At 39.8% G+C, this 24,313-nt stretch carries 16 protein-coding genes and 1 tRNA gene; 9 read left to right on the top strand and 8 right to left on the bottom strand.

The features are described 5' to 3' along the window. A partial coding sequence (locus IJS99_05325) for a DNA-directed RNA polymerase subunit beta (protein MBQ7561235.1) occupies window positions 1-1,118 on the bottom strand: 1,118 nt, incomplete at its 3' end. A 165-nt stretch (window positions 1,119-1,283) separates the two neighbouring features. Beyond that, window positions 1,284-1,367 (bottom strand) — tRNA-Leu (locus tag IJS99_05320). Between the two features lie 700 nt (window positions 1,368-2,067). Here IJS99_05320 and IJS99_05315 point away from each other — a divergent pair. The 7 genes from IJS99_05315 to IJS99_05285 all read left to right on the top strand — a co-directional run bounded on the left by IJS99_05315 (window position 2,068) and on the right by IJS99_05285 (window position 11,890). Continuing rightward, window positions 2,068-4,203 carry a BACON domain-containing protein gene (locus IJS99_05315; GenBank protein ID MBQ7561234.1) on the top strand — a complete coding sequence of 712 codons (2,136 nt, stop codon included), beginning with the start codon at window positions 2,068-2,070 and terminating at the stop codon, window positions 4,201-4,203. Between the two features lie 21 nt (window positions 4,204-4,224). Beyond that, a complete protein-coding gene (locus tag IJS99_05310; GenBank protein MBQ7561233.1) occupies window positions 4,225-6,414 on the top strand; it encodes a BACON domain-containing protein in 2,190 nt (729 codons plus the stop codon). A 160-nt stretch (window positions 6,415-6,574) separates the two neighbouring features. Further along, on the top strand, window positions 6,575-6,817 hold the full coding sequence (locus IJS99_05305) for a hypothetical protein (GenBank protein ID MBQ7561232.1): 243 nt from the start codon (window positions 6,575-6,577) through the stop codon (window positions 6,815-6,817). Between the two features lie 110 nt (window positions 6,818-6,927). Continuing rightward, a complete protein-coding gene (locus IJS99_05300) occupies window positions 6,928-8,247 on the top strand; it encodes a UDP-glucose/GDP-mannose dehydrogenase family protein (protein ID MBQ7561231.1) in 1,320 nt (439 codons plus the stop codon). After that, window positions 8,244-8,699: a hypothetical protein gene (locus tag IJS99_05295; protein ID MBQ7561230.1), complete on the top strand. Its 456-nt coding sequence runs from the start codon at window positions 8,244-8,246 to the stop codon at window positions 8,697-8,699. The genes IJS99_05300 and IJS99_05295 overlap by 4 nt, the downstream gene beginning before the upstream one ends. A gap of 128 nt (window positions 8,700-8,827) precedes the next feature. After that, window positions 8,828-10,309: a hypothetical protein gene (locus IJS99_05290; protein ID MBQ7561229.1), complete on the top strand. Its 1,482-nt coding sequence runs from the start codon at window positions 8,828-8,830 to the stop codon at window positions 10,307-10,309. Window positions 10,310-10,417: 108 nt separating this feature from the next. Continuing rightward, entirely contained in the window at window positions 10,418-11,890 is a 1,473-nt protein-coding gene (locus IJS99_05285; protein MBQ7561228.1) for a carbohydrate kinase, read from the top strand. Window positions 11,891-11,964: 74 nt separating this feature from the next. Here IJS99_05285 and IJS99_05280 read toward each other — a convergent pair whose 3' ends face one another. Further along, a complete protein-coding gene (locus tag IJS99_05280) occupies window positions 11,965-13,275 on the bottom strand; it encodes a cation:proton antiporter (protein ID MBQ7561227.1) in 1,311 nt (436 codons plus the stop codon). Between the two features lie 43 nt (window positions 13,276-13,318). Continuing rightward, window positions 13,319-14,257 carry a ribokinase gene (locus tag IJS99_05275; protein ID MBQ7561226.1) on the bottom strand — a complete coding sequence of 313 codons (939 nt, stop codon included), beginning with the start codon at window positions 14,255-14,257 and terminating at the stop codon, window positions 13,319-13,321. Window positions 14,258-14,481: 224 nt separating this feature from the next. Between IJS99_05275 and IJS99_05270 the strand changes: the two genes are divergently transcribed. Then, entirely contained in the window at window positions 14,482-15,468 is a 987-nt protein-coding gene (locus tag IJS99_05270; protein ID MBQ7561225.1) for a D-lactate dehydrogenase VanH-A, read from the top strand. A gap of 65 nt (window positions 15,469-15,533) precedes the next feature. On the opposite strand, the gene IJS99_05265 is transcribed toward IJS99_05270, so the two are convergent. The 4 genes from IJS99_05265 to IJS99_05250 all read right to left on the bottom strand — a co-directional run bounded on the left by IJS99_05265 (window position 15,534) and on the right by IJS99_05250 (window position 22,329). After that, window positions 15,534-17,030 (bottom strand): Do family serine endopeptidase, encoded by a 1,497-nt coding sequence (locus IJS99_05265; protein MBQ7561224.1) that lies wholly within the window; start codon window positions 17,028-17,030, stop codon window positions 15,534-15,536. A 265-nt stretch (window positions 17,031-17,295) separates the two neighbouring features. Next, window positions 17,296-18,072, bottom strand: coding sequence for a prolipoprotein diacylglyceryl transferase (locus IJS99_05260; protein ID MBQ7561223.1), 777 nt, complete (start codon window positions 18,070-18,072; stop codon window positions 17,296-17,298). A gap of 7 nt (window positions 18,073-18,079) precedes the next feature. After that, window positions 18,080-19,711: an AMP-binding protein gene (locus tag IJS99_05255; protein MBQ7561222.1), complete on the bottom strand. Its 1,632-nt coding sequence runs from the start codon at window positions 19,709-19,711 to the stop codon at window positions 18,080-18,082. A gap of 98 nt (window positions 19,712-19,809) precedes the next feature. Continuing rightward, window positions 19,810-22,329 carry an ankyrin repeat domain-containing protein gene (locus IJS99_05250; GenBank protein ID MBQ7561221.1) on the bottom strand — a complete coding sequence of 840 codons (2,520 nt, stop codon included), beginning with the start codon at window positions 22,327-22,329 and terminating at the stop codon, window positions 19,810-19,812. 172 nt (window positions 22,330-22,501) lie between these two features. Here IJS99_05250 and IJS99_05245 point away from each other — a divergent pair, with 172 nt between their 5' ends. Continuing rightward, complete coding sequence (locus IJS99_05245; GenBank protein MBQ7561220.1) at window positions 22,502-23,689, top strand: DUF2029 domain-containing protein; 1,188 nt, start codon at window positions 22,502-22,504, stop codon at window positions 23,687-23,689. Window positions 23,690-24,313: the final 624 nt, after the last annotated feature.

Below are 24,313 nucleotides of genomic sequence, written 5' to 3'. Positions count from 1 at the left end.
TCATCAATTTTCATTGCGAACATTTCTTTAATGATTGCTACAACGTCATTAAGAGTCAATAATTTATCTTCTTCAGATATGGACATATTAAGACGGCGGTTTAATTTATAGCGTCCGACTCTGCCCAGTGTGTAGCGTCTAGGATCTTGCAGCATATCATCAAAATATTGTCTTGCGTTCTCTACTCTTGCCGGTTCATTAGGGCGTAACTTTCTAAAAATTTCTAGCTTGGCCTCATCTGGACTCTTTGTTGTGTCCTTCTCGAATGATAAAGCAAAAGAATTATCCATGTCATAAACATTTATGCCGCCCTGTTTATTAGGATCTGTGTTATAAAGAATGTCAAGAGCTTCACGAGTTACCGGCCTGCACTTAGCAACGAGCAAACGCCCATCCAAGTCAAAAACATTCTCGGCTGCAATTTTTCCGCGCATTTCCTCGCTGTATTCCATGAAAACCGGCTGAATATCAAATAAATTTATAATCTCTTCGTTATTCTGTGCGCCTAGTGCCTTTAGTAGCAAGTTAATATTTAATCTTCGTCTATTATCAATATTAGCTGATACCATTTCATTAGGGCCCATAGCAAAATCGAGCCATGCTCCCCGATCCGGAATTAATTTTGCTGAACAAGAGTCGCCCGCATGAGTGAAATATATTCCCGCCGAGCGTGCAAGCTGATTAATTACTACTCGTTCAGTGCCGTTAATTATAAATGTTCCTCGTTCGGTCATTATGGGGAAGTCGCCTAAAAAAATTTCTTTGTCTTCCTTGCTGACCATTGTCGTCATATTTGTGAGCCTTATAGTAGCCTTTATAGGCCTTGCCCACGTCATATCCTTCTGCCTTGCTTCTTCCTCTGTTATTTTCGCTTTGTCGATTGTGTAACGCACAAACTCGAGGGCGTAATTTCCGTCATAACTCTTAATTGGGAATACTTCCCTTAAAAGCTCTTGAAGTCCTTGACTAGCTCTCAAGTCCGGGTCTTCGTTGTCCTGATAAAACCATTGATAAGAGTCTCGCTGCACTTCTATCATATCAGGCATTTCTATTACATCATGAGCGCGTCCGAAAGTATATCTCTCTCGTGTCTTGCTGATTGGAACAAACTCAGGCAAATTTTAAACCTCCCCTGACAGTCTGTTTATTTCCTAAAAAAAATTTTTCTAGTGCAATGCTGAATATTAGCAAAGAGAAATAATCAAGTCAAGCGACATGACTATAAAATACATCTCCGTAAAATTGCGCAATCATGATAAATAAATTATATTTTGCTGATATGATGCCCGAAAGAGGACTCGAACCTCCACGACTTTGCAATCACTAGAACCTGAATCTAGCGCGTCTACCAATTCCGCCATCCGGGCAGGGTAAAAATATTTTAGCAGTGTATGAATTTTTTGCAAGTGTGCTAATTTTAGCAGAGATTCACATAAAAATTTATCGCAAATAATATATAATACTTTCACAAACAAGGACTCATAAAGCTCAAATTTTTCACTCTTAGAATATATAAATCCCCGCGCAAAAATCTTAATTTCACGTGGCAAAAGATAAAATTTTACTAATACATTTACTAATACAAAAATGTGATTTAATTCAAGTTATATTAAAGAGTTATAGAGATAAATTTTTTGTTATCATGAAAAATTTTTTACGCGTATTTTTTCCGGTGATTCACATAAAAATTTTATGCGTTATATAATATTCATGAGCTATTCACGAACGAGAAAATATAATAGTTTTACAGCTGCATTTACAGCTATAAGAATGTGATTTAATTCAAGTTATAGTAACTAGTTATAGAGATAAATTTTTTGCTGTCATGAAAAATTTTTATCGGGTAATTTTCCGGCCGGGCTGAACAGAAATTTTTACATTTTTACACAGAATTATTTACGTGTAATCTTGAAAAAATAAATGCCCTTGTCTAAAATTATGCGCGATAAAAAATTTTGTTAATATAATATTAATATTTTGGAGGTTATCAAAAAATTATGACACAAAAATTTATTCCCCCCCCCCCCACGATTTAAGCTAAGTATTTTATTTCTCTTATTCGCATTAATGATTTCTTTTGCAGTAATCAGCGGCGGATGTGGAGGCAGCGGCGGCAGTATAATAACTGATAACGGCAATAGCAATGATGATAATAACGGCAGCAATGAAGATAATTTTTCTTTCACAAATAAAGCTGTCTTGTTAGGTGCTATGACTTCAGAACGTTTACAGGAAGTTGCAGAAAGTAATTTATACTCCTACATTGATGAGCTTATCACAAGCCGTGATAATTTTGATATTGAGAGTCTTAATGACGGCGATATTCTTTTCATAGCAGACGCGAGCGCATTATTTAATAATATTGACTCGTCAACCCAGAATAAAATAATTTCAGCATATTATGATTCAGGTGTTATTATTGCGGCTGTGTATCCTGACTCTGAAGACTTGAAAGCTATGGAAGATTTCTTTACTCTCAATCTTGGCCGGCCTGTTTCGTTTGATGGGACTCCGCTTCCTAATTCACATTATGAGTTTATAGCACTGGGATGGCGGCAAATCACGGACGAGGGAGGCTCGAATACTTTTGTTTACGCTGTAGATCACAGAGAAAATCTTGACGAACTCTACGGACTCGGCGATGAGTTTGTATCAGGCGATTTAATAATAAGGCGTAAAGATTACTCAAGCTATGAGGACTACGCGCTGGCAATCTTGAAAAATTTTGACATGACTGATGCGGAGATTCAAGAATTCACAAAAATTTTTGCTGAACTTGCTGCGGACACTTTAGAGACTTATATTATAAATCTCTTCACGTGGGCGGCTGAACTTGATCAGAAGGCAATCGACATAAAAGAAGATTTCACAGCAGATGTAGCTAAACTCAAAGCTCAAATTGCGGCAGACAATGACCCGAAAAAAGAAATCATGACTCTTGCTGCAGGTTTATCTACAAATTTGTGCGATCCTATTCACAGGGAATTCTGCGACTATTACCGGGAATTTGGAATTAATGCAAATAATAGTTCGTTCAAAGAATTTATCAGGAGAAACGGATTCAGCAGCTATGAACGCCTGTTAAAATACTGGTCAGTCGATGGCAGCAGAAACAAAACCGACGGCAAACCCATTTATGTAAGGCACGAGACAGATGCAGATTACCGCATCACAAGCCTTCATTATTTCGATAACAAGAAAGATTATTACATTGTAACGACTAATACAATGACAAGGCCGGTAAATCTCGAAATTTGCGCACCTAAAGGCGACAAAACACGCGACGAATTAGAGGGCGGCGATCCCGGACTAAGCTATCATTATGATTTAATTTTCGGCGGCAACAGGGGACTATCCGCAAGAGTATGGACATCAATTCCCGAAGCGACTCTGGAAAAATATCTCCCGAACAGAACAGCCAATAAAGAGACACAAGTAACTGATACAAGCGGCTGGAATCTCGGCGGCGGTGTAAGTGTAGGAGGCGGAGGCGGCGCAAATAAGAATGGCGGCCAAACAACGGGAATGGGTCAAGGAAATTTAGAAGCCAGCTTTAACTGGGGAATTAGACACAGCACCACTAAGACATGGGGAGTCAATGATTATGAAATAATACCTAATTATCATTATGAGAACGGACTCCAAGTTGTTCAATGGGACGCTATATGCACATGGCCCGAATACTCGAAATCAAGCGACTCTTGGGAAAGAATTTCTAATGCTTTTAAGGAAAATCTCAGCTTTGAGACTGAATCAATTTGGAGCATACCCGCAGAAAAACGTGCGCAGACTAAATTATACGGACAAAGTTTATTCACTCTCGGGTTCTGCTGGGCTCACGATATGCCCGCTCAAAGTATAAAGTCATATAATGCCGAAGTCCCTCACAGAGGCACAACTAAAGAATTAAGATTTGATCCGCCCCCTCTGTTAGGAATAGGCAGCGCGACCACTACAGGCAACAAAACCGCGAGAATGTACACCGCAAAAGTATTGTGCGAAAATGACTGGGAGGCAAAATCTGACTCTGACTGGCTCGAAGTTGTACATAAATCAGGCAGAGAGACGGGCAAAGAGGGCACAGATTTCAGCTACACAGTAACAGAAAATAATACAGGCCAGCCCCGTGTTGGAACTATAACTGTTACTTCAGGCAAATATGTAGCAAAAATTAAATTCACACAGTCGCCCGATGCGCAATAAAATATTAGGAGGTTATGAATTATGACAAAAAAATTTAGCTCTCGTGTTTTATTTTTGCTGATGGCTGTGATGATTTCTTTCGCAATATTCAGCGGCGGCTGCGGTGGAAGCGGCGGAAGTGTAATAACTGATACAGGCAATAACGGCGGCGATAATGGCGGAGGCAATGAAGAAAATAATTACTCGTTCACAAATAAGGCTGTCATGTTAGGCTCTATGAGTTCAGAACGTACACAAGAAATCTCAGGAAGTAATTTATACTCATATATTGATAGTCTTATAATGAGCTATGACAATTTCAATATTGAGAGTCTCAACAACGGCGATATTATTTTCATAGCAGATGCAAGCGAGCTTATTAATAATATTTCTGAGACAACACGGGATCAAATAAAGACAGCATATTATGATACGGGGGTTGTAATTGCGGCTATATATCCCGACTCTGCGGACTTGAAAGCTATGGAAGATTTTTTTGCGCTGAATCTCGGCCGGCCTGTTTCATTTGACGGGACTCCGCTTCCTAATTCACACTATGAGTTTGTAGCACTGGGATGGAGGCAGATTACAGACGATGGAGGATCAAATACTTTCATTTATGCCGGAGATCATAAATCAAATCTTGAAGAACTCTACGGACTTAATGAAGAATTTGTATCAGGCGATATAATTATCAGACGTATAGATTACGCGAGCGATAAGGATTATGCACTAGCTGTATTGAATTTATTTGACCTTACTGACTCGGAAATTCAGGAATTCACGAAAATTTTTGATGAACTTGCTGTAGAATATTTCGAGAATTACGTTATAAATTTATTTGAATGGGCTGCAGAACTTGATCAAGACGCTGAAAAACTCAAAGAAGAATTCATAGCGGATGTAGCTCAAATAAAGGCTAAAATTTCAGCAGAGAATCAAAGACGTGAAGACGAAATTGAGGGATTCGCCTCAGGTGTAACTACAAAATGGTATGACCCGATTAATAGCGAGTTCTGCAATTATTACCGCGAATTTGGAATTAATGCAAATAATAGTTCATTCAAGGAATTTATCAGGAGAAACGGATTCAGCAGCTATGAACGTCTCTTAAAATATTGGTCAGTCGATGGCAGCAGAAATAAAACCGACGGCACTCCCATTTATGTGAAGCACGAAACTAATGCCCTTTTCCGTGTAATTAATCTTCACAGCTTCCAGAATGATATGGATTATTACATTATAAAGACTGATTCCTCAACTAAGCCCATAAATCTCGAAATCTGCGCACCTAAAGGCGATAAAACACGCGACGAATTAGAAGGCGGAGACCCCGGACTCAGTTATCACTATGATTTAATTTTCGGAGGCAACAGGGGATTATCTACAAGAGTATGGCCGTCATTGTCAGAAGTAAGCCTAGAAAAGCATTTGCCTAACAAGACAGCTAACAAAGAAACTAGAGTAACTGACACTAAAGAATGGAGTATAGGCGGCGGCGTTACTGTAGGTGTTGAAGTCGGTAAAAATGCACCTGTACCGGGCTTAAATATAACTGGGAAGCTCGGAGCAAGTTTTAACTGGGGTATCAGCCATATGACTACTAAGGCATGGGGCGTAAATGATTATGAAATCGTGCCCGATATTCGTTACGAAAATGGCAGAAGAGTAGCCCAGTGGAATCTAAAATGTACATGGCCTGAATTCGATAAATCAAAAGAAGAGTGGACTATGTCATCAGCTTTTAGAAGAAGTGTAAGTTTTGAGACCGAATCAATTTGGAGCGTGCCTAACTCAAAACGTAATGAAGTCAAATTCTACGGGCAGAATTTAGCTGTTCTCGGTTTCTGCTGGGCTCATGATATGCCGGCTCAAAGCATAAAATCATACAACGCTGAAGTTACTCATAACGGATCAGTCCAAGAATTGAAATTTACTCTGCCTCCTCTGTTAGGTGTAGGAAATGTTACGACTACAGGCGGCAGAGCTGCAAAAATGTACACTGCGAGAATATTAGCCGAGACAGATTGGAAGGCTGAAGTTGACTCGGACTCAAGAAGCTGGCTCTCAGTTGTAGACACATCCGGCGGACAAACCGGCAAAGACGGAGCAGATTTCAGTTATAGAGTAACAGACAATAATACAGGCAGGGCGCGTGTCGGTAACATAATAATAACAGCAGGCGATTATGTAGCAAAAATTACGTTCACCCAGTCGCCATATGATAATTAATTAATAAAATTTTTATCAAAGCAGATTCCGTGTTAAATCGGAGTCTGTTTTTTTGTTATTAAAGCATAAAATAATCTTCCGCAAAATTACCATTAACAAATTAAGAATAAAATTTGATAATTATCTGCAAAAAATTTCTATCTACAGGAGGTACAAAATTATGGACATCCGCAAAATTTCAAAACGTTTGCTTGCCGTAATTCTTTCGCTCTTAGTCGTATTGTCGTCTATGTCAATGGGAGCTGAAGCCCGCACAGTCCGACGTTACAGAGGGACTCGCACGAGTCGTGTACGCACAATTACAAGGACTCGCAAAAAAACTATCATACGCCGCAAAAAAGTTACAAAACGAACTAGACGCACAATAAGGAGAACCCGCAGAACTTACAGGAGATCCCGTTAAGGGTTAATTCAAGAAATTTTTTCAAGCTCGCTGTCATGGCGGGCTTTTTTTTGTGCGTAAAAGTGTATAATCATTCTCATAAAAATTTTTTCAGGAGTGATTTATTTAATATGAATCTTACAGTTATAGGCACGGGATATGTCGGACTTGTTACTGGGACATGTTTCGCGCGCTACGGAAATAATGTTACTTGTGTTGACGTGAATAAGCAGCGAGTCGAGACTCTAAAAAACGGCGTTGTCCCATTCTATGAGCCCGGACTCGAAGAAATGATGACAAGAAACATGCGTGAAGGCCGGTTAAATTTTACTGATTCGACTTCTGAGGCATTAAAAGATTCTGAGGCGTGTTTTATCTGCGTGGGAACTCCTCAAGCACCCGACGGAAGCGCGAACATGCAATATATAGACAGTGCTGCCCATGATATAGGCTCGGCAATGGTAAAAAATTTGCTGGTAATCGTAAAATCTACTGTTCCCGTAGGCACGAATAAACGCGTTCAAGATATTATACAGGCTGAATTAAGCTCACGAAATGCGAATCATAAATTATTCATGGCCTCAAATCCTGAATTTTTGCGGGAAGGCTCATCACTCACTGATTTTCTTGAGCCTGACAGAGTAATAATCGGAATAAATGATCCTGAATCGCGTTCAATTTTTGAGAGCCTTTATTCATTCTTAGAGCCCGGCAAATTATTATTCATGGATACTAAATCCGCCGAAATGTCAAAATATGCCGCTAATTCAATGCTCGCGTGTAGAATTTCTTTCATGAACGAGATGGCCGGAATCTGTGAGCATGTCGGTGCAGATGTCGAAAACGTAAGGCGGGGGATCGGTCTTGACGCAAGGATCGGCAAAAAATTTCTTAATGCCGGCTGCGGTTACGGGGGATCTTGCTTCCCTAAGGATGTCAGGGCATTGCGGGATTTTGCACGGGCAGCAGGTTACGAGCCTCAAATTTTGACAGCTATAGACGACGTGAACGAGCGCGCAAAACAATCACTATTTACGAAAATTGCGGCCAAGTTCGAGAATTTAACCGGAAAAGTTATCGCAATATGGGGACTCGCCTTCAAGCCTAAGACTTCAGACACTAGAGAAGCACCCGCGCAAATTCTGATACGTTCATTACTTGAGGCCGGCGCACATATTCAAGCAAGCGACCCCCGGGCAATTGACGAAACTCGGCAGGTTTTAGGCGAACACAGAGGACTCGTTTACGTTAATGATATGTACGACGCAGTTAATAACGCCGACGCACTAGCAATTATTACGGAATGGGATATTTACAAGCAGCCCGATTTTAAACGCATGGAAAATTTAATGTCGCGAAAATTAATAATTGACGGCAGGAATTTATACTCACTCGACGAGATGAGAAGACGAGGCTTTGAATATGTCTCAATGGGAAGGCCGGACGCATGAGAAAATTTTTTATAATTCCTTCATTAATACTATTATTATTATTTCCTGTGAATTTATTTGCTGATAATAATAATCATGATATAACGGGACTCGAACGTGAGGCAAATTCACTCAGAGTCGAATATAACAGACTGGGCAAGGACGGCGACCCGGTTGAACGGGAGGCAATTTTGCGCGAAATTATTGACACCTGCAAAGGAACTGAAGAGGGCGAGTCGGCTTATTGGGAATTAGCTGATTTATATTTGAATTCATTTCCTGAAGAACGCCGTAAAGAAGCCTGCGAAATGTTAGAATTGTGCTTAAAAAATTATCCTGACTCAAACCGTGCAGTATTAACTAAATGCAGATTAATTGATTTATATGACGAGAAAGACCCCCGCCGAGCTGAATTAATCAAGAGTCTTCAAGATGATAATAATTTGCCGAATATTTTGCGCGACTCAATGTGAAAAAATTATATTATAGCGAATTGACAAAAATTTATCGCAATGTAAAATATCAATTGTTTAGTGTGATTCTGCGTATTGTTAAAAAAATTTTTATTATTAATTATTCCGGAAGGAGTGCTTTACTTATTATGAAAAAAGTTTTAGCGTTATTGTTAGTCGCAGTGTTAGCACTTACTTTAGCAGGTGCAGCACTTGCAAGTGATTCAGACGGCGGCCACGTTACCCCCACCCCCGTAACACCCGAACCCGTACCCGATGCAGGTGGCGGCTCAGGAACTCCGACAGAAGAAACAGTTATTATTGTACAGCCGGCAGTTACTGTTATCGTTCTTAATCCTGTAATTGCTAATGTTGTTACAGCGGCACAAGTTGTACAGCCCATAGCAGCAGCAATTCAGCAAGTTATCACAAATACTGTCGCAAATATTTTATCGGCACTCGGCATAACTGGCACAACAGCAGAAGTCAAGAGCGCGGCAAATATTGAAGTTGACACAACAGAGGCTTATAAGTCCAACACTGAAGCAATGCAGCAGGCAGCAGCAAGACTCGCGAACAACTCCGCAACAGCAAACCAGACAGCAGTCGGCTCGCTTCCTCGCGGTATGGGAGTAAAAGAGTCCGGACTTCAGCCCGTCAACTTACCGAAATTTGCGAAAGAATTATACGGCAAGAGACCGCAATTAAACATGTTCCCGCGCAGTGCAAACAGCTCAAGATCCGTCAATGCAGCGGCACCGGCAACAGGCGGCGATGCAGTATTTCTTGACAGTACCGGCGCAGTCGCTGAAGTAATCCCCGGCGAGGCTAATACAAACGGAGCTGAAGCAGGCGTATTGACAGCGGTTGTTTACATGGCAGCAGGCGAAAAATATGACCCCGTCATCTCAGTACCCACAACACAAGTAACTTCTGACACGGCTTTATCAGCTCAGACAACACAGCAGTCAGTCCAAGAAGAAGTTTACACAAATGAAGTAGCTGTATCAACAACTACATTCTCAAATTATGTCCCTGCTGATGTAATTACAGCTTTGAATTCAGCCACCGGCAAAACATACACGAGAGTTGCTAATGATGAAGTCGCAAAATCAGGCTGGGAATATGACACCGATGATACTGCTTATATGAATTCATTTACAACATTTAAGCTCGTTTCTATCACAGCAGCTCCTCAATTATCAGTTCAGCCGGGCAGCTATGTATTTGCAGTAAGATTTGACAGCAAAGATATTAAATCTGCAAGCGTTGATCTTTATGACGAGGCAGAATTTGATTTCTACACTGAAAACGAAATGTCCAAAGGCGCGGCACTCGGTGTAAAGGTCTTCACAGTAACAAGCAGCGGCAGTGTCGTTGATATTACTCCCGCACACGTCAAGGCCGGAACATACACAGAAGGCTATATCGCTTTCACGATTGACAATGACGGCATAGTTACAGCAGCAACACAAGTTTTATATCCTGCACTCGTTGCAGAAGTCGCAATCAGTGATGTAACTCCTATTATTCCTGTATCAGGAGGCGGCGGCGGCGGTTGTTCAGCAGGATTTGGCGCAATCACACTTGCTTTACTCGGCGGATTATTCGCTTTACGCAGAAAGCAGTAATTACACTAACACTCTAAACTAATACAAAATTTTTGTCCCTTCCTGTTCGAGAGTGAGCGGGGAGGGTTTTTTTTGCGCTATAATATTTTTCAGGAGGTGCTAATAAACTTGAATCACTATATTTGTTTTGACGCAGGGACTCAGAGTGTGAAAGCTGCAATCTATGACGAGAACGGGAATCAAATCGCAGTAGACGTAAATCCTACGACTTTATATTATCCTGATAGCGGCTGGGTAGAAATGGACGTTAAAGAATATTACTCGCTCGCGTTAAAAGGCATAAAAAAATGTGTTGAGATTTTACGCGAGAAAAATATTTCACTCGATTCGATTCGTGCAATCATGGGCGACGGGATAATTTGCGGAATTGCTGGCGTTGACGAAAACGGAGCCGCTATTACTCCATATATAAATTATTTAGACTCGAGGACTCAATCAGACGCTGATTATTTAAGTTCGTTGAATCTCGACATATGGGCGCGTGAAACAGGAAATCCTGAGCCTTTATGCTTATTTCCGGCGTTATTTGCGCGCTGGCTGTTAAAGAATTCCCCCGAATCAGGCCGCATAAAAAAATTTGTACACAATGCACCGTATATTTTAATGCACCTTGCCGGCTTGAAAGCTGACTCGGCATTCATAGACTGGGGCGCAATGTCAGGCTGGGGACTGGGCTATGACGTGATTAATAAAAAATGGTCGGACGAGCAATTAAAAATTTTAGGGATAAATAAAAATTTAATGCCTTCAATCAAGAAGCCATATGACATTATAGGCAATTTATCACGAGAAGCGGCAAATTTTACCGGACTCCCCGAAGGAATACCAATTTGCGCAGGAGCAGGCGACACAATGCAGTCTTTACTAGCTTGCGGAGTCTTTGAGCCCGGTCATGCTGTTGACGTTGCCGGGACGTGTTCAATGTTTTGTATTTCGACAAATGGAATTATACCCGGCCTCAGCAAAAAAGGTAATGCCTTAATATTTAATTCGGGGACTCTTCCAAATACTTATTTTTACTGGGGATTCGTGAGAACTGGCGGGCTTGCTTTGCGGTGGTTCAGGGATAATATTTGCAATCAGCCCGGAAATGATGATTACTATAAATTTTTGACTGAAGGCGCGAGAGAGATTCCGGCGGGCTGTAACGGCTTGCGATTCCTTCCATGGCTCACAGGCGGCCCGGATGGCTTCAGAAATGTACACGGCTGCTTTATAAATATGAACATGAACACGAATCAATTTACTTTATGGCGTGCAGTTCTTGAGGCAATAGCGGGCGAATACGGCGAAATTGCAGACAGGTGCAGAGAGTCGGGGACTCCAGTTAACCGCGTAATAATCACCGAAGGAGGCAGCAAGGACACTTTATGGAATCAAATTAAAGCCGACATGATTCAAGCAGAGACAATGACTCTAAAAACAGGGGGAGCACTTGCTACGAATGCGATAATAGGGGCTTATTCAGTGGGAGATTTGCCGGATATTCCCGAAAAATTGCGCGGGAACTTGACGGAGACGGGAAGATTTAAGCCGGGCGAAAAATTGAACTTGCCTGAGATTCCGTTTACTGTGAAATAGTGAAATAAATAGCGTGGGTGAATCAAAGCCGCCGTCGGGGTGGGCGGGCGGGAGACGGCGGCATGCAAAAAATTTTATTCGTGAGTCCTGCTGCTTAATCGTAATCTTCTCTCAAATAAATCGTCCGTGATTTCGTCAGCCTGATCCATCGTCATAAATGCATCTTCAAATACTGTATCGCCAACTGCATCCCTCTGGCCTGCAAATGCCCACTTTAATAATATCGGTGTCAAAATTGTGCAGACTATAATCATTATGATAATCGGCCCTAAATACTCCTCTGCTATGAAGTGCATAGACATTCCCTTTTTCATGACTATTAATGAAACCTCGCCCCTGCATACCATACCGAGCCCAATCTGATAGCTTTGTCTCTTGTCAAATTTACACATCATCGCACCCAGTCCGCAGCCGCCTAACTTTGATATAATTGCAACGGCTATTAATGCTGCTGTGAAGGCTACTAATTCAAATGACATACTAGGCAGTACAACCTCAAGCCCTATATTCGCAAAAAATATCGGAGTCAATAACAAATATGAAACTGTATCGAACTTGCTCGCGACATATTGACCCTTAGGAGATAACGCTATAATCATTCCCGCAGCAAACGCGCCTATTATGTCAGCAACTCCGAAAATTGTTTCAGCCGCCCACGCCATAAATAAGCAGAACGCAAAGCCTAAAACAGGATAACGCCGCAAATTTCTTTCTGCCTGAACCCTGTCAGACCATTTCATATAGATATTATAAAGAAGTCCGGCAATTCCCACGAAAACAAAGAATCCGACAATCTTTATAGATAACATAATTAAATCTGTCTCTTCTTCGCCGCCCATGCCCGTTATAATCGTCAAGCATATCAAGCCTAAAATATCGTCTATTAATGCCGCCGCTAAAATAGTGTTGCCTACTTTTGTAGACATTTTGCCGAGTTCCTTTAGAGTCTCGACTGTGATAGACACTGAAGTTGCTGTTAATACTGCTCCGATAAAAATTGCTGACTCAAATGATGTCCTATCGTCAAATAAATACATAAGGCCCGCGCCCATTCCTAAAGGCAGAATAACTCCCGATAACGCAACAACAAATCCGGGAGCCCCTGATGCCTTAAGCTCGTCTAAATTCGTTTCCATTCCGGCCGTGAACATGATTACAATTACGCCTAACTCTGCTAAACGTGCTAATAATTGAGTGGGCTGTAAACAAAATTCAACGCCGAAAAAGTTATTAGTTATCGCTCCCAGTACTGCAGGCCCAAAAAATAATCCTGCCATTAATGCGCCGACAACTTGAGGGAGCTGGGCACGGCGGGATAATATGCTGAAAATCTTTGTTGACATTAGAATCACGCAAAGACTCAGCAAATAAGTGTAGCCTTCCATGATAGAAAATTTTTACCTCCTAAAAGTAAAAGAATATTATTTATTATAGCTCGTAATCATCGCCGGACGCTTCACCGAGTAATGCCCCGACTTGGTGCCGCCATGGTAAAGACGGATGCGCCCCGATTTTAGTACAAGCAAGAGCCCCGCAGGCAGATGCAAAACGTGCAGCAGCTTTTATAGGCATTCCTTCACACAAGCCCACGCATAACCCCGCACAAAATGCGTCCCTAGCTCCCGTATGATCCACTGAACGAATATTGAACGCGTCAAATGAGAAATATTCTCCGTCTTGAGTGAAAATCATTCCGCCTTTGGAACTCTGAGTAACTACTAAATTATGCAAGCCTCGTTTTAGAATCTCTCTAGCCATGTCTACAATATTTAATTTTTCACCTTTTCTCCCTGCGTAAAAACTCAATGCACGTTCATTCAAAATCATATAATCAATATTTGCCCATGACTCACCGGGTAGCGAGAAAGGCGGTTCAGCTGATAAAAAAGTTTGACATCCTGTTTGTCTTGCGAGTTTTAACCCTGTTGTTACTGTATCTGCCGGGCTTTCCATTTGGAATAATGCGCAGTCAGATCGTGAGAAAATTTCTTTTGCGTCAAATATTGCCTGCTTATCTAATAATGAATTCGCACCCTGTGAAATAATTATAGAGCTTTCTCCGTCATGTGTTAGTGTTATAACAGCTGTTCCCGTTGCTGATTCTCTTCTCGTCTGAAGCTGCGAACAGTCTACCCCGTTTTCTGTTAAGACAGCGCGTAATTTCTTGCCAAATTCGTCATTACCTACACAGCCTATCATGTAAGATTGAGCGTTGAGTCTTGCAGCTGCTAGAGCTTGATTTGATCCCTTGCCGCCTCCTGCCATTCCGAACGGTCCCCCGATTAAAGTCTCGCCCCTTTTAGGACAATGTGGAGCCCGCATAACTAGATCTATATTTAATGAACCTACTACTGCAACTGACGACAAATTCTATTACCCCCTGATTATGATTATATTCTGCGTATAATAGCACAAAGATTTAAAAGCAGGAAAAATATATTTTTTATGAGCTTGATATTTTCAGGAATTTATTATATAGATAAATAACTCGCTTGAAAAAATATTATATTGACGCGTAAAAATTTATATCCTGTTAAATGCTATAATGACCGAAAATATTTATATTTTGCTATAAAAAGGGGGAATATTTCATGAAAATTTGTTTTTACGCGTTGCGCGAATATGACGAACTCGAATTTTGCTGCGAAATGAAAAATAAATACGGCGTTGATTATGTTTATTCAGTCAATTATCCCGGCCCTGAAAATTTTAACCTTGCTTCAGGCTGTGAGGCTGTGAGCTGCACTCCCTGCGACATGTCAGCAAAGACTCTCGAAAATTTTTATAATCTCGGCGTTAAATATATATTATGCCGCTCAATCGGTTATGATCACGTTGATTTAAAGCGGGCTCGTGAACTTGGCCTGAAAGTCGATACAGTTTCATACACTCCGACCGGAGTCGCTGATTACGCAATTATGTTAATGCTTGCCAGTGTTCGGAGATTCGGACATATAATTAAACGCGCTGAATTACAGGATTATTCGCTAAAAAATAAAATCGGGCGGGACTTCTCGCAATGCACAGTGGGCATAATGGGAACCGGGCGGATCGGTACGACAGTTTTAGAGCATTTGACGGGATTCGGCTGTAAATTATTAGCTTATGACGTTTACCAGAACGAGCGCGCAAAGGAAATCGCAAAATATGTCAGTCTCGATGAGATTTTAGCGGAATCTGATATTATTTCACTTCACATGAATGCTAACGAGCAGAATTATCACATTATAAATAAAGAAAGTATCGCGAAAATGAAGGACGACGCTTATATAATTAACACGGCGCGGGGCAAATTAATAGATTCTGATGCACTTATTCAGGGAATAGAGTCCGGAAAACTCGGCGGGGCAGCTCTTGACGTGTTAGAATTCGAAAACGGGCTGTATTATTATAATTTAATGGGTGAAGTCATGATTAATCATAAATTAGCAATGCTTAGATCTTATCCGAATGTTATATTAACACCTCACACGGCATTCTACACGCGCGAAGATGTTAGAGATATGATTAAATGCAACTTTGAGAGCTTATACGATTTTGAGACCGGCAAAAAATTACACGGAGTCGAGGCTCAATAGCGCAAAAAAATAGCAGAGCCGCAAATTTTCACGTTTACGACTCTGCCGGAGTGCTTTGTTAATTGTTATTTGCTTGATTTATCTTTCTCGATCTGAATAAAAAATGTATTCTTGTCGCGTTCGATCAGCAATACAAGTGTGTTATCTTTGCTGACTGCCTTTGATACATCGTCAATGTCATCTACTTCGCGGCCGTTGACTTCAAGCAATAAATCGCCCTCACGAATTCCCACATTATAGGCCGGTGAATTTCTGCCTACTTCTGAAATTATTACTCCCTGAGCCTCTGAGTCAAATCCGTAACGTCTTCTATTATTATTATCAAGTTTAGTGATTTTATTAATTCCGAAATCTTTTAATACGCCGCTTGAGTCCGAATCTTTACGTGTTGAGTCTTTATCTTTGTCGTCATCGCGTCTATTTCTTGAGTCCGGGTCTCTGTCGCGTTCGTCAAGTTTCACGTTGAAAGTTAATTTTTTGCCCCGTCTGATTACAACAATTTTTGCAGTAGATCCGGGCGTAAGAGATCTTATTTTATTAGTGAGTGCTTGAGCGTCCTTTATCTTATCGCCGTTAATCTCGATTACTATATCACCGCGCTTGATTCCTGCTTTGTCCGCCGGGTCGCCTTTGAACACGTCATTAATCATTGCGCCTTCAGTTGTGCCTGTGCCGTAAATTTTTGCCATTTGAGGCGTTACGTTGCCGATTCCTACACCGAGCCAGCCCCGTCTTGCATGTCCTACTGAAATTAAATCGCCCATGATTTCTTTTGCACGATTAACAGGAATCGCAAATCCTAACCCCTGAGCAAATGGAGCAATTGCCGCATTAATTCCGATTACTTTGCCATCCATGTTTAATAATGGGCCGCCTGAATTTCCGGGATTAATTGCCGCGTCAGTCTGTAAGAAATCATCAAAATTTACTTCTCCGCCGTGAACGCTTCTATTTTTTGCCGAGATTATGCCGGCCGTTACAGTATGTTCAAAGCCGTAGGGATTCCCTATTGCGATAACCCATTCGCCGACTTCTAAAGCGTCAGAGTCTCCCAGTTCCAACACCGGTAATGCTGCGTCAGGTTCAATCTTGATTACTGCTAAATCGTAAGTAGGATCGCTGCCTTTGAGTTCGGCCTCATAAGTTTTCTTGCTGCCGTCTGATAAAAGCACTGACACCGTAATTTTATCAACTTTATCGACGACGTGATTATTTGTGATTATTAAGCCCTCTTTTGAGACTATAAAGCCGGAGCCGCGCCCCTTCATAGGAACTGAACGATTATATTCGCGGAAATTATCCCCGAAAAAGTGTTTAAAAATAGGGTCATCATCAAAATCAAACGGGAACGGAGATCTACTGGAACGCCGAGTCGTAACTTTCTCAACGTCAATATTTACAACTGCCAAAGAAGCCCGCTTTACTATGGGAACTATGGGATTATTATTTGAGCTTGAACCCGCCGGAAAATTTGACAGTGATAGAGCAGCAAATGAACCCCCCGCCGTTACTAAGATTAATGCAAGCGTCGTGATAAACGCTAAAAATTTTTTACTTCGCATTATAATAACCTCCTGAAATTTAATATCGCATATTTTAATGTCGCCGGCTCGTAAGTTCATGGCTTATTTTACCGATAATGTATTTCGCAAATTGACTTATTTAGACTAAAATTTTTTCCGTTGCGCGGGGGATAAATTATCTAGGGCGGGCGGGTGGGCGGGACGAACTTTGCGCGGGCAATAACTTAATTCGCACATTTTATCAATAACGGCCCTGCATAAGAAATAATTTTTTCTCTCTCATATCTCATACAGGGCAGTTAATTTATTTGCGTCTCGTCATTTTATAGAGACTCCATGCTAGAAATAAAATCTCAATCGGCAAAAATATTGTAATTCCCTTATAGACCCAGTAATTATTGATTAATTTATAAAGTGTCGCATATTCTCTGACTGGAGCAATAATATATCTCATAATCGAGAAAAGAATTAATGCAAGCGGGGCTATAACAGGATAAAATTTTATTTTCTGTCTTGATAAAATTCTGCGCTCAATGATTAATAATAATATAACTGAACACGCCGCAAAAATTGAGTAATATATTTGCACTGGGTGCCGAGTAATTCCCGGTGGGTCATTCAAAAAATGTACAGTTGTAAAAAATTTTGACTCGATCCCTTTGCAGCAGCCATTGAGAAAACATCCCCAGCGGCCTATTACTATAGCCATTAATGCAGGAATTGCAGCGACTTCACATAATTTGCCGAACGAAATTTTTTTACTGAATAGACTCATAAATAACGCCCCGGAGAATGCCCCTAAAATTGCCCCGAATTCTTCAACTCCGCCGCGATTCAAGTCAAGCAATAAAGACGGGTGATTATAATAAACCCGCCAATTTCTTATATATTCAGGAGCACGAGCACCCACTAACATACATAAAAACGCAACGGCCATAATTTTGCGGGATTCGTCCTCGTCGAGCTCATAAAGTTTTAATCTCTTCAACGCCCATAATATAGCAATTGACAGCGCAATAAACCATACTACGCTGTATGTGTCAATTCTGAACGTGCCTATATTAAATAAAGTCGGGTACATTTTTTATTTATTCTTGAGCCTCAAAAAATGCCGTCCCTTGTCCGTATATCTCGCGTAATTTGGGCTTCTCGATTTTGCCCGTGGGATTTCTAGGAACATCAGCAAATATAATTTTTCGGGGTCTCTTATATCTAGGCAGGCCAAGACAGAATTTATTAATTTCTTCTTCTGTGCATTCCATACCCTTTTTAACTTGAATTATGGCCGCAGCAATTTCTCCAAGTCTCTTTTCAGGGAGTCCTATTACTGCAACATCGTGGACTTTAGGATGAGTAATAATAAAATTTTCGACCTGAACAGGATAAATATTTTCGCCGCCGGTTATAATAACGTCCTTCTTTCTGTCAACGAGCCAAACAAAGCCGTCTTTATCCATCATTGCCATATCTCCCGTAAACAGCCAGCCGTCTTTAATAGTTTCTGCCGTAGCTTCAGGATTATGATAATAACAAAGCATTACGCCGGGACCCTTTACGCATAATTCGCCGGTCTCACCCTGTTTAACTGGCTTGTCTTTATCGTCAACAATTTTTAACTCCCAGCCGTAGCCAGCGACTCCGATCGCTCCGACTTTGTTTATATTCTCAAGCCCTAAGTGAACACAGCCCGGCCCGGTTGATTCAGAAAGTCCGTAATTAGTATCATATTTGTGTTTAGGGAAGTATTCGAGCCAGTGATTTATTAGTGAAGGCGGAACAGGCTGCGCACCTATATGCATTAACCGCCATTGTGAGAAATTCCGGCCCTCAAGTTTTAATTCACCTGAGTCTAGTGCCGTCAAAATATCCTGACACCACGGAACTAACAGCCACACAATTGTACATTGTTCAAGCGATACGACATCTAAAATAGTTTTCGGTGAAGTTCCTTTCAGCAAGACAGCCCGGCTCCCTGTATAAAGCGATCCGAACCAGTGCATTTTTGCGCCCGTGTGATATAAAGGCGGAATGCATAAAAATACGTCGTCGTGAGTAGTCTCATGATGTATAGCTTCCATTCGTGCAGACTGCAATAAAGCCGTGTGATTGTGTAAAATCGCCTTAGGAAATCCCGTCGTGCCTGATGAAAAATAAATCGCTGCTTCGTCCGAGTCTTCTATTAAAATTTTAGGAGCAACCGACGAGCAATTATTTACGGACTCGTTATAGCTCTCTGCAAATGACGGGCAATTTGTACCGACAAAGAATAACAAACAATCTTGACCGAGTGCCAATACTGTATTTTCGACTCTGCCAATGAACTCCGGCCCAAAAAATAAAATATCAACGTCAGCAAGATTCACGCAGTATTCTATTTCTTCAGAAGAATAACGGAAATTAAGGGGGACTGCTATAGCTCCTGTCTTGAGAATCCCGAAATAAATCGGCAGCCACTCAAGACAGTTCATTAATAATATAGCAACTTTTTGACCCTTTTTTATGCCGCGTGATAGAAGCATGTTAGCTACCCGGTTTGCTTTCTCGTCAAAAACTGACCAAGTTATTTCGCGTCTATAGGGTTTTAACGATGTCGGCTGAATTAACTCGTATTCTTTCCATGTTAAGCGTACCGGCTCAGTTTGTTCGGGGTTAATCTCGACTAGGGCGACCTCATTGCCGTAAAGTTTTGAATTTCTCTCAAGTAAATCTGTGATAGGCAAATTAATTTTTCCTTCCATTCATTATTATTATATATTTCAAGACTCAAGGAAAAATAACGCATAATAAATTTATTGTCAATCTCTCAAATATGATTTATTTACTCACCTAAAAATTTTCTCGCAAAATCATGAGCATCAAAGCCCGCATTATTCTTTATATTCATATCAGCACCGGACTCGCGCAAAAAATTAAATAATTCTTTCTGTCTTCTCATTGCAGCAAACATTAAAGGCGTGTTGCCCTTCTCATCTTGAGCGTTAATATTTGCCCCTGACTCGATATATTTTTTTACGGATTCAATGTCTTGATTGCCTGCTTTCATTAATTCACGAGTAAGCAAATAATCTAAAATTTTTGAGTCCTTCATTCTCGGATTATTTATTGCCATATCAACAGCCTTGCATAAATTATCGTTTTGAGCGTCAATATTTGAGCCCGCTTTGATTAAATAAATCACTACTTCAGGGGAATTTTTGCCGGCTGCTAAGATCAATGCCGTATCACCGTATATATTTGACTCGTTTATATTGTCCTGAATTAACATTTTTACAGCGTCTAAATTATTAAATTCTGCGGCTTTCATGAGTGCGTTATATTTTCCTTTATTGTGATGAGTTATCATAGCTCCGGCATTTATGAGAGTCTTTATTGAGTCAGGCGTGTTAAATTCTGCGGCAATTATTAAGGGTGTATTATTATTCTCGTCGCTCGCATATATATTAGCACCGTCGTTAATGGCGTTATTGATTTCCTGCGCTGTACCGTGTTTGCAGAGTTCGAGAAATTCAGGATCGGGAATTCTATTTCCTGCTAAAAGTTTTAATATTTCAGTATCATTAATTTCGCCGAGTGCATATTTTAGCGCGCTCTTGTGATAAATATCTAAAATTTTCGTGTCGGCATTTCTTGAGCATAAAATTTTTATATTGTCTAGTTTATTGCTCATTACAGCGAGAATTAAAGCTGTCCTAACTTGAGAATTAACAGAGTCGATATTTGCGCCGGAGTCTATTAATACATTAATTGCTTCAGGGTCATTATTAGACTCAGCAGCCAGCATTAAAGCAGTGTTATTATTATCGTCTTTAGCGTTGACATCTGCACCGGCTTTTATAGCGTCGTTAATTTCCTGTGCTGTACCTGTCTTGCATAATTCGAGAAATTCCAAATTATTGGGCCTCTTTTCCTTATTATCATTATTATAATTATCATTATCGGATTCCAAAATTTTATTACTTACAATTTTATCATTATCTTTCTTATTCTTAGGCTGAAGTAAAATCAATATATTATTATCGAGTTTATTTTTCCTGCGTGAATTAGCATAAGAGAAAGCACTCTTCCCGAACCTGTCAATTACTGTAATGTCCGCTCCCCTGTCGCAAAGAGTCTTGATTATCTGCGGGAAGTTATATTGTGCGGCAAATAATAAAGCTGTCTGGCCGTGATTATTTACTGCGTTGACATCTGCGCCGGAGTCTATTAATACGTTAATTACTTCAGGATCTCTATTAAATTGAGCAGCCATCATTAAAGCAGAAAATTTATTTTTCTTGGCCGCGTTAGGATTTGCGCCTTGTTTGAGAGCTGATTTAATTTGAGAGTGATTAGCAGTTTTGCAGAGAGTCAGAAAATTTTTATCGTGCCAGCCTGTTGAATTATTTGCGGATTTCTGCCCTTGTTCCTGAGTATTAATATTAATCAGTGAGAGAATTATTTTTGTGTCTGATATATCAACAACTCTAAATTTTTTTATTTCGCCCTCGTGATAAATATCGCTTAAAATTTTGTCGTCATCTAAGGGGATTTCATTACGAGTTACGAGTCCGGGAATATTTCCGATTGAGACAGATAAATACTCTTCGCCGATCTCCGTAATCTTCCCTGAAATTATATCGTTCGGAGATATTGAATCAATATAAAGCCATTCGCACAAAGTCAAAGCGTAATCTAAAAGTTTCTGCCCCTCGTCCTGCGAATAAATTTTATTGAGGTGAACGGCCTTATTTCGCGAGTCCCTGATTTTGTCAAGTAAATTAGATTTGTCCTTGTCTATGATGTTGCGTGATAATAATGCTTGAATTTTTGCGGACTGTTTCCATTTACCAGTAGAAATATTACCGTTTTTGCTCATTAATTCCGCAATGAATTCTCCCATATCGCCCAGACAAAGCAAGCAATATCTTGTATTAGAGTATAAATTTTCTTCTGCCTCGCGTCCATAGTCAGCAAGTTTTGAGAGTGCGGGAATTTCTTTAAGAAAATTGAATTTGCTTTCACCGAACGAGTCAATATACCATTTGCAAACTTCGCAGGCAGTATCTATTAATCTTACAGCGGTAATTTTTGAGTCGTAATCGTCTTTGAATTCGAGCAGGGCATTTAATTTTTCGCAAATAATTTCGTTGATAATTCCGCGCTGTGTTAATTCCTGAAGAGTTATAGAGCTTGAAATATTATAGTGTTTATGCAGGAGCTTAATAATAGTCTCGCCGACCTTGCCGAGATAAATTAATGATATATTGCTGTCAAGTTCTAAACATTTTTCGGCCTTCTTGCAATAATGCTCAAGTTCCGGGAATTTGCAGTTATCAAGAAAACTAAATTTGCTCTGCATCGTTATATTTTACCTGCTCTCCTTCGTGAAATTATTATAAAAGTTTGTATATATTTTATTGCATTATAAAAATTTTAGCATGGCATTAATGACGGAATTAGAAATCGAGAAATACAGAAATATTATATAATAACAAAATACTTAATAATTTAATTTATAGGGAGTGTAGAATTTGAGATCCAAGGCAAAATTTATGTTTGTGTTTATGTTGTCATGTATAGCGGCATTAATTATTATTTATGTCGGCATGTGTTATTACATGAATAACGGATATTTAGGACTCAGTTACATAGATTTAAACGGTCATTGGGTTGTTCGTGCTCACGCTATAGCACCTAACAAATACGAGGGCAAATTAATAACATTTCCTACAGTTCCATGGGCATTAATTATCGGACAAATATTTTATGCGGGGTTCTTGCCGTTAAATCAAGCGCAGATATTAAATACATTGTTTCACATAGCTGCATATATTTTCACGATGTATTTATTATATGAATTACTCAAGAAAGATTTTGAGTTCTCGAAAATTTTTATATTATTCATGCTTCCTGCGGCACATTTCAGTTTCATGTATTCATTATGGTGGGGCAATGAAGGGGGCATTATTTGTTTATTGATGATAGACGCGCTTTTGATTCTCAAGAAAAATCCCTATATTGCAGGAATTATTATAAGTGCCTGCATGTGTAAGCCTCAGATTACGGGAATATTTTGTATTATGTTATTATTTATGGGCAAGGACGGGATAAAATCTATAATAACAGCAGCAATAATTGACTTGGCCGCGTGGTTTGCAGCTGCGAATATAAATAATATTTCTATGATACAGCTTTTATCAGATTGTTTTAATTCCGGAGCAGATGATATAGGATTTAATTATTTAGGACTCTTACATTTTTTAAGATTTGTCGGAGAAAACGGGGTCAATAAAAATATTGTGCTGGCCTTAAATATGTCAATTGCTATAATATTCATGCTGGTTTTATATAAATATCTCAAGAATAATTTACGCTCTGAAAAATTAATGACTTTTGCGGCATATATTCCGGCGTGTATTGCTTCAACTATGTGGATGTATAAAAATGGTACGGATTACTTGGTATTGATTTATCCGGCAGCTTTTGCTGTGATTCTGTGCATGTATGAAAAAATTTCGCGTAGAGATTTCAATATTTCGTTATTGTGCTGTACGTATTTATTATTGAGCAGATTCTTAGTTTATGCCGGAATTGTTATATACAAGACAAATTTATCACGAGGCATATATAAGGGCATTGACAGCTTGATAATTATGATTGTAGGAGTTATTTTGTGCCGTCTCATAGTCAGGAATCAAGAAGCATTTTGCAGTGATTAATTAATGCGGCGGATTTTCTCCCGGCTTTCTTAGTTAGATAGTCAGTGAGAAGATCCATTTTTTTATTTTGTAAATCGCGTTGAGTTAATCATGTCGCTGTCTTGATAAATTATCTTGAATCATAATTCAAAAATTTTTGTGCAAAATAAAATCACATAACAAGAAAAACAGCTCTGTAAATAATTGCTATTACTGTGATTAAGTCAAATTATTGTAGCTGTAAATGTAGCTGTAAAATCGCGTTTTCTCATGAAAATTTTTGCCGCGTCATCACGATATTATAAGCTGTAAAAGTTGCCGCATTATCTCTATATCATGACAAGAAATTATATAATCCCATAAATATTTCTGTAGCTGTAAAATTTATCTCACATAATAACAAGTAAAAAATTTCGCGCCTCATTTATAAATCGCTATAAAAAATTTTATTCTTGATATTATACCGCTCGTGAATAGCACAAAATTTGACATGAATTATATAATGCGTTCATTAATGATAGATTATTATTTTGTTATATAGTGTTAAAATTTTCAGCAATCTTGAAGGGGGATAATCTTTTAATGAAACAGTTAATGCAGGGGAACTCAGCAGCAGCCCGGGGACTTTATGAAGCCGGATGTTGT

The organism is Synergistaceae bacterium (genome assembly GCA_017444345.1).
Taxonomy (GTDB): Bacteria; Synergistota; Synergistia; order Synergistales; family Aminobacteriaceae; genus JAFUXM01.
The sequence above is the reverse complement of the archived record's forward strand: the minus strand, read 5'-3'. Positions and strand labels throughout refer to the sequence as shown.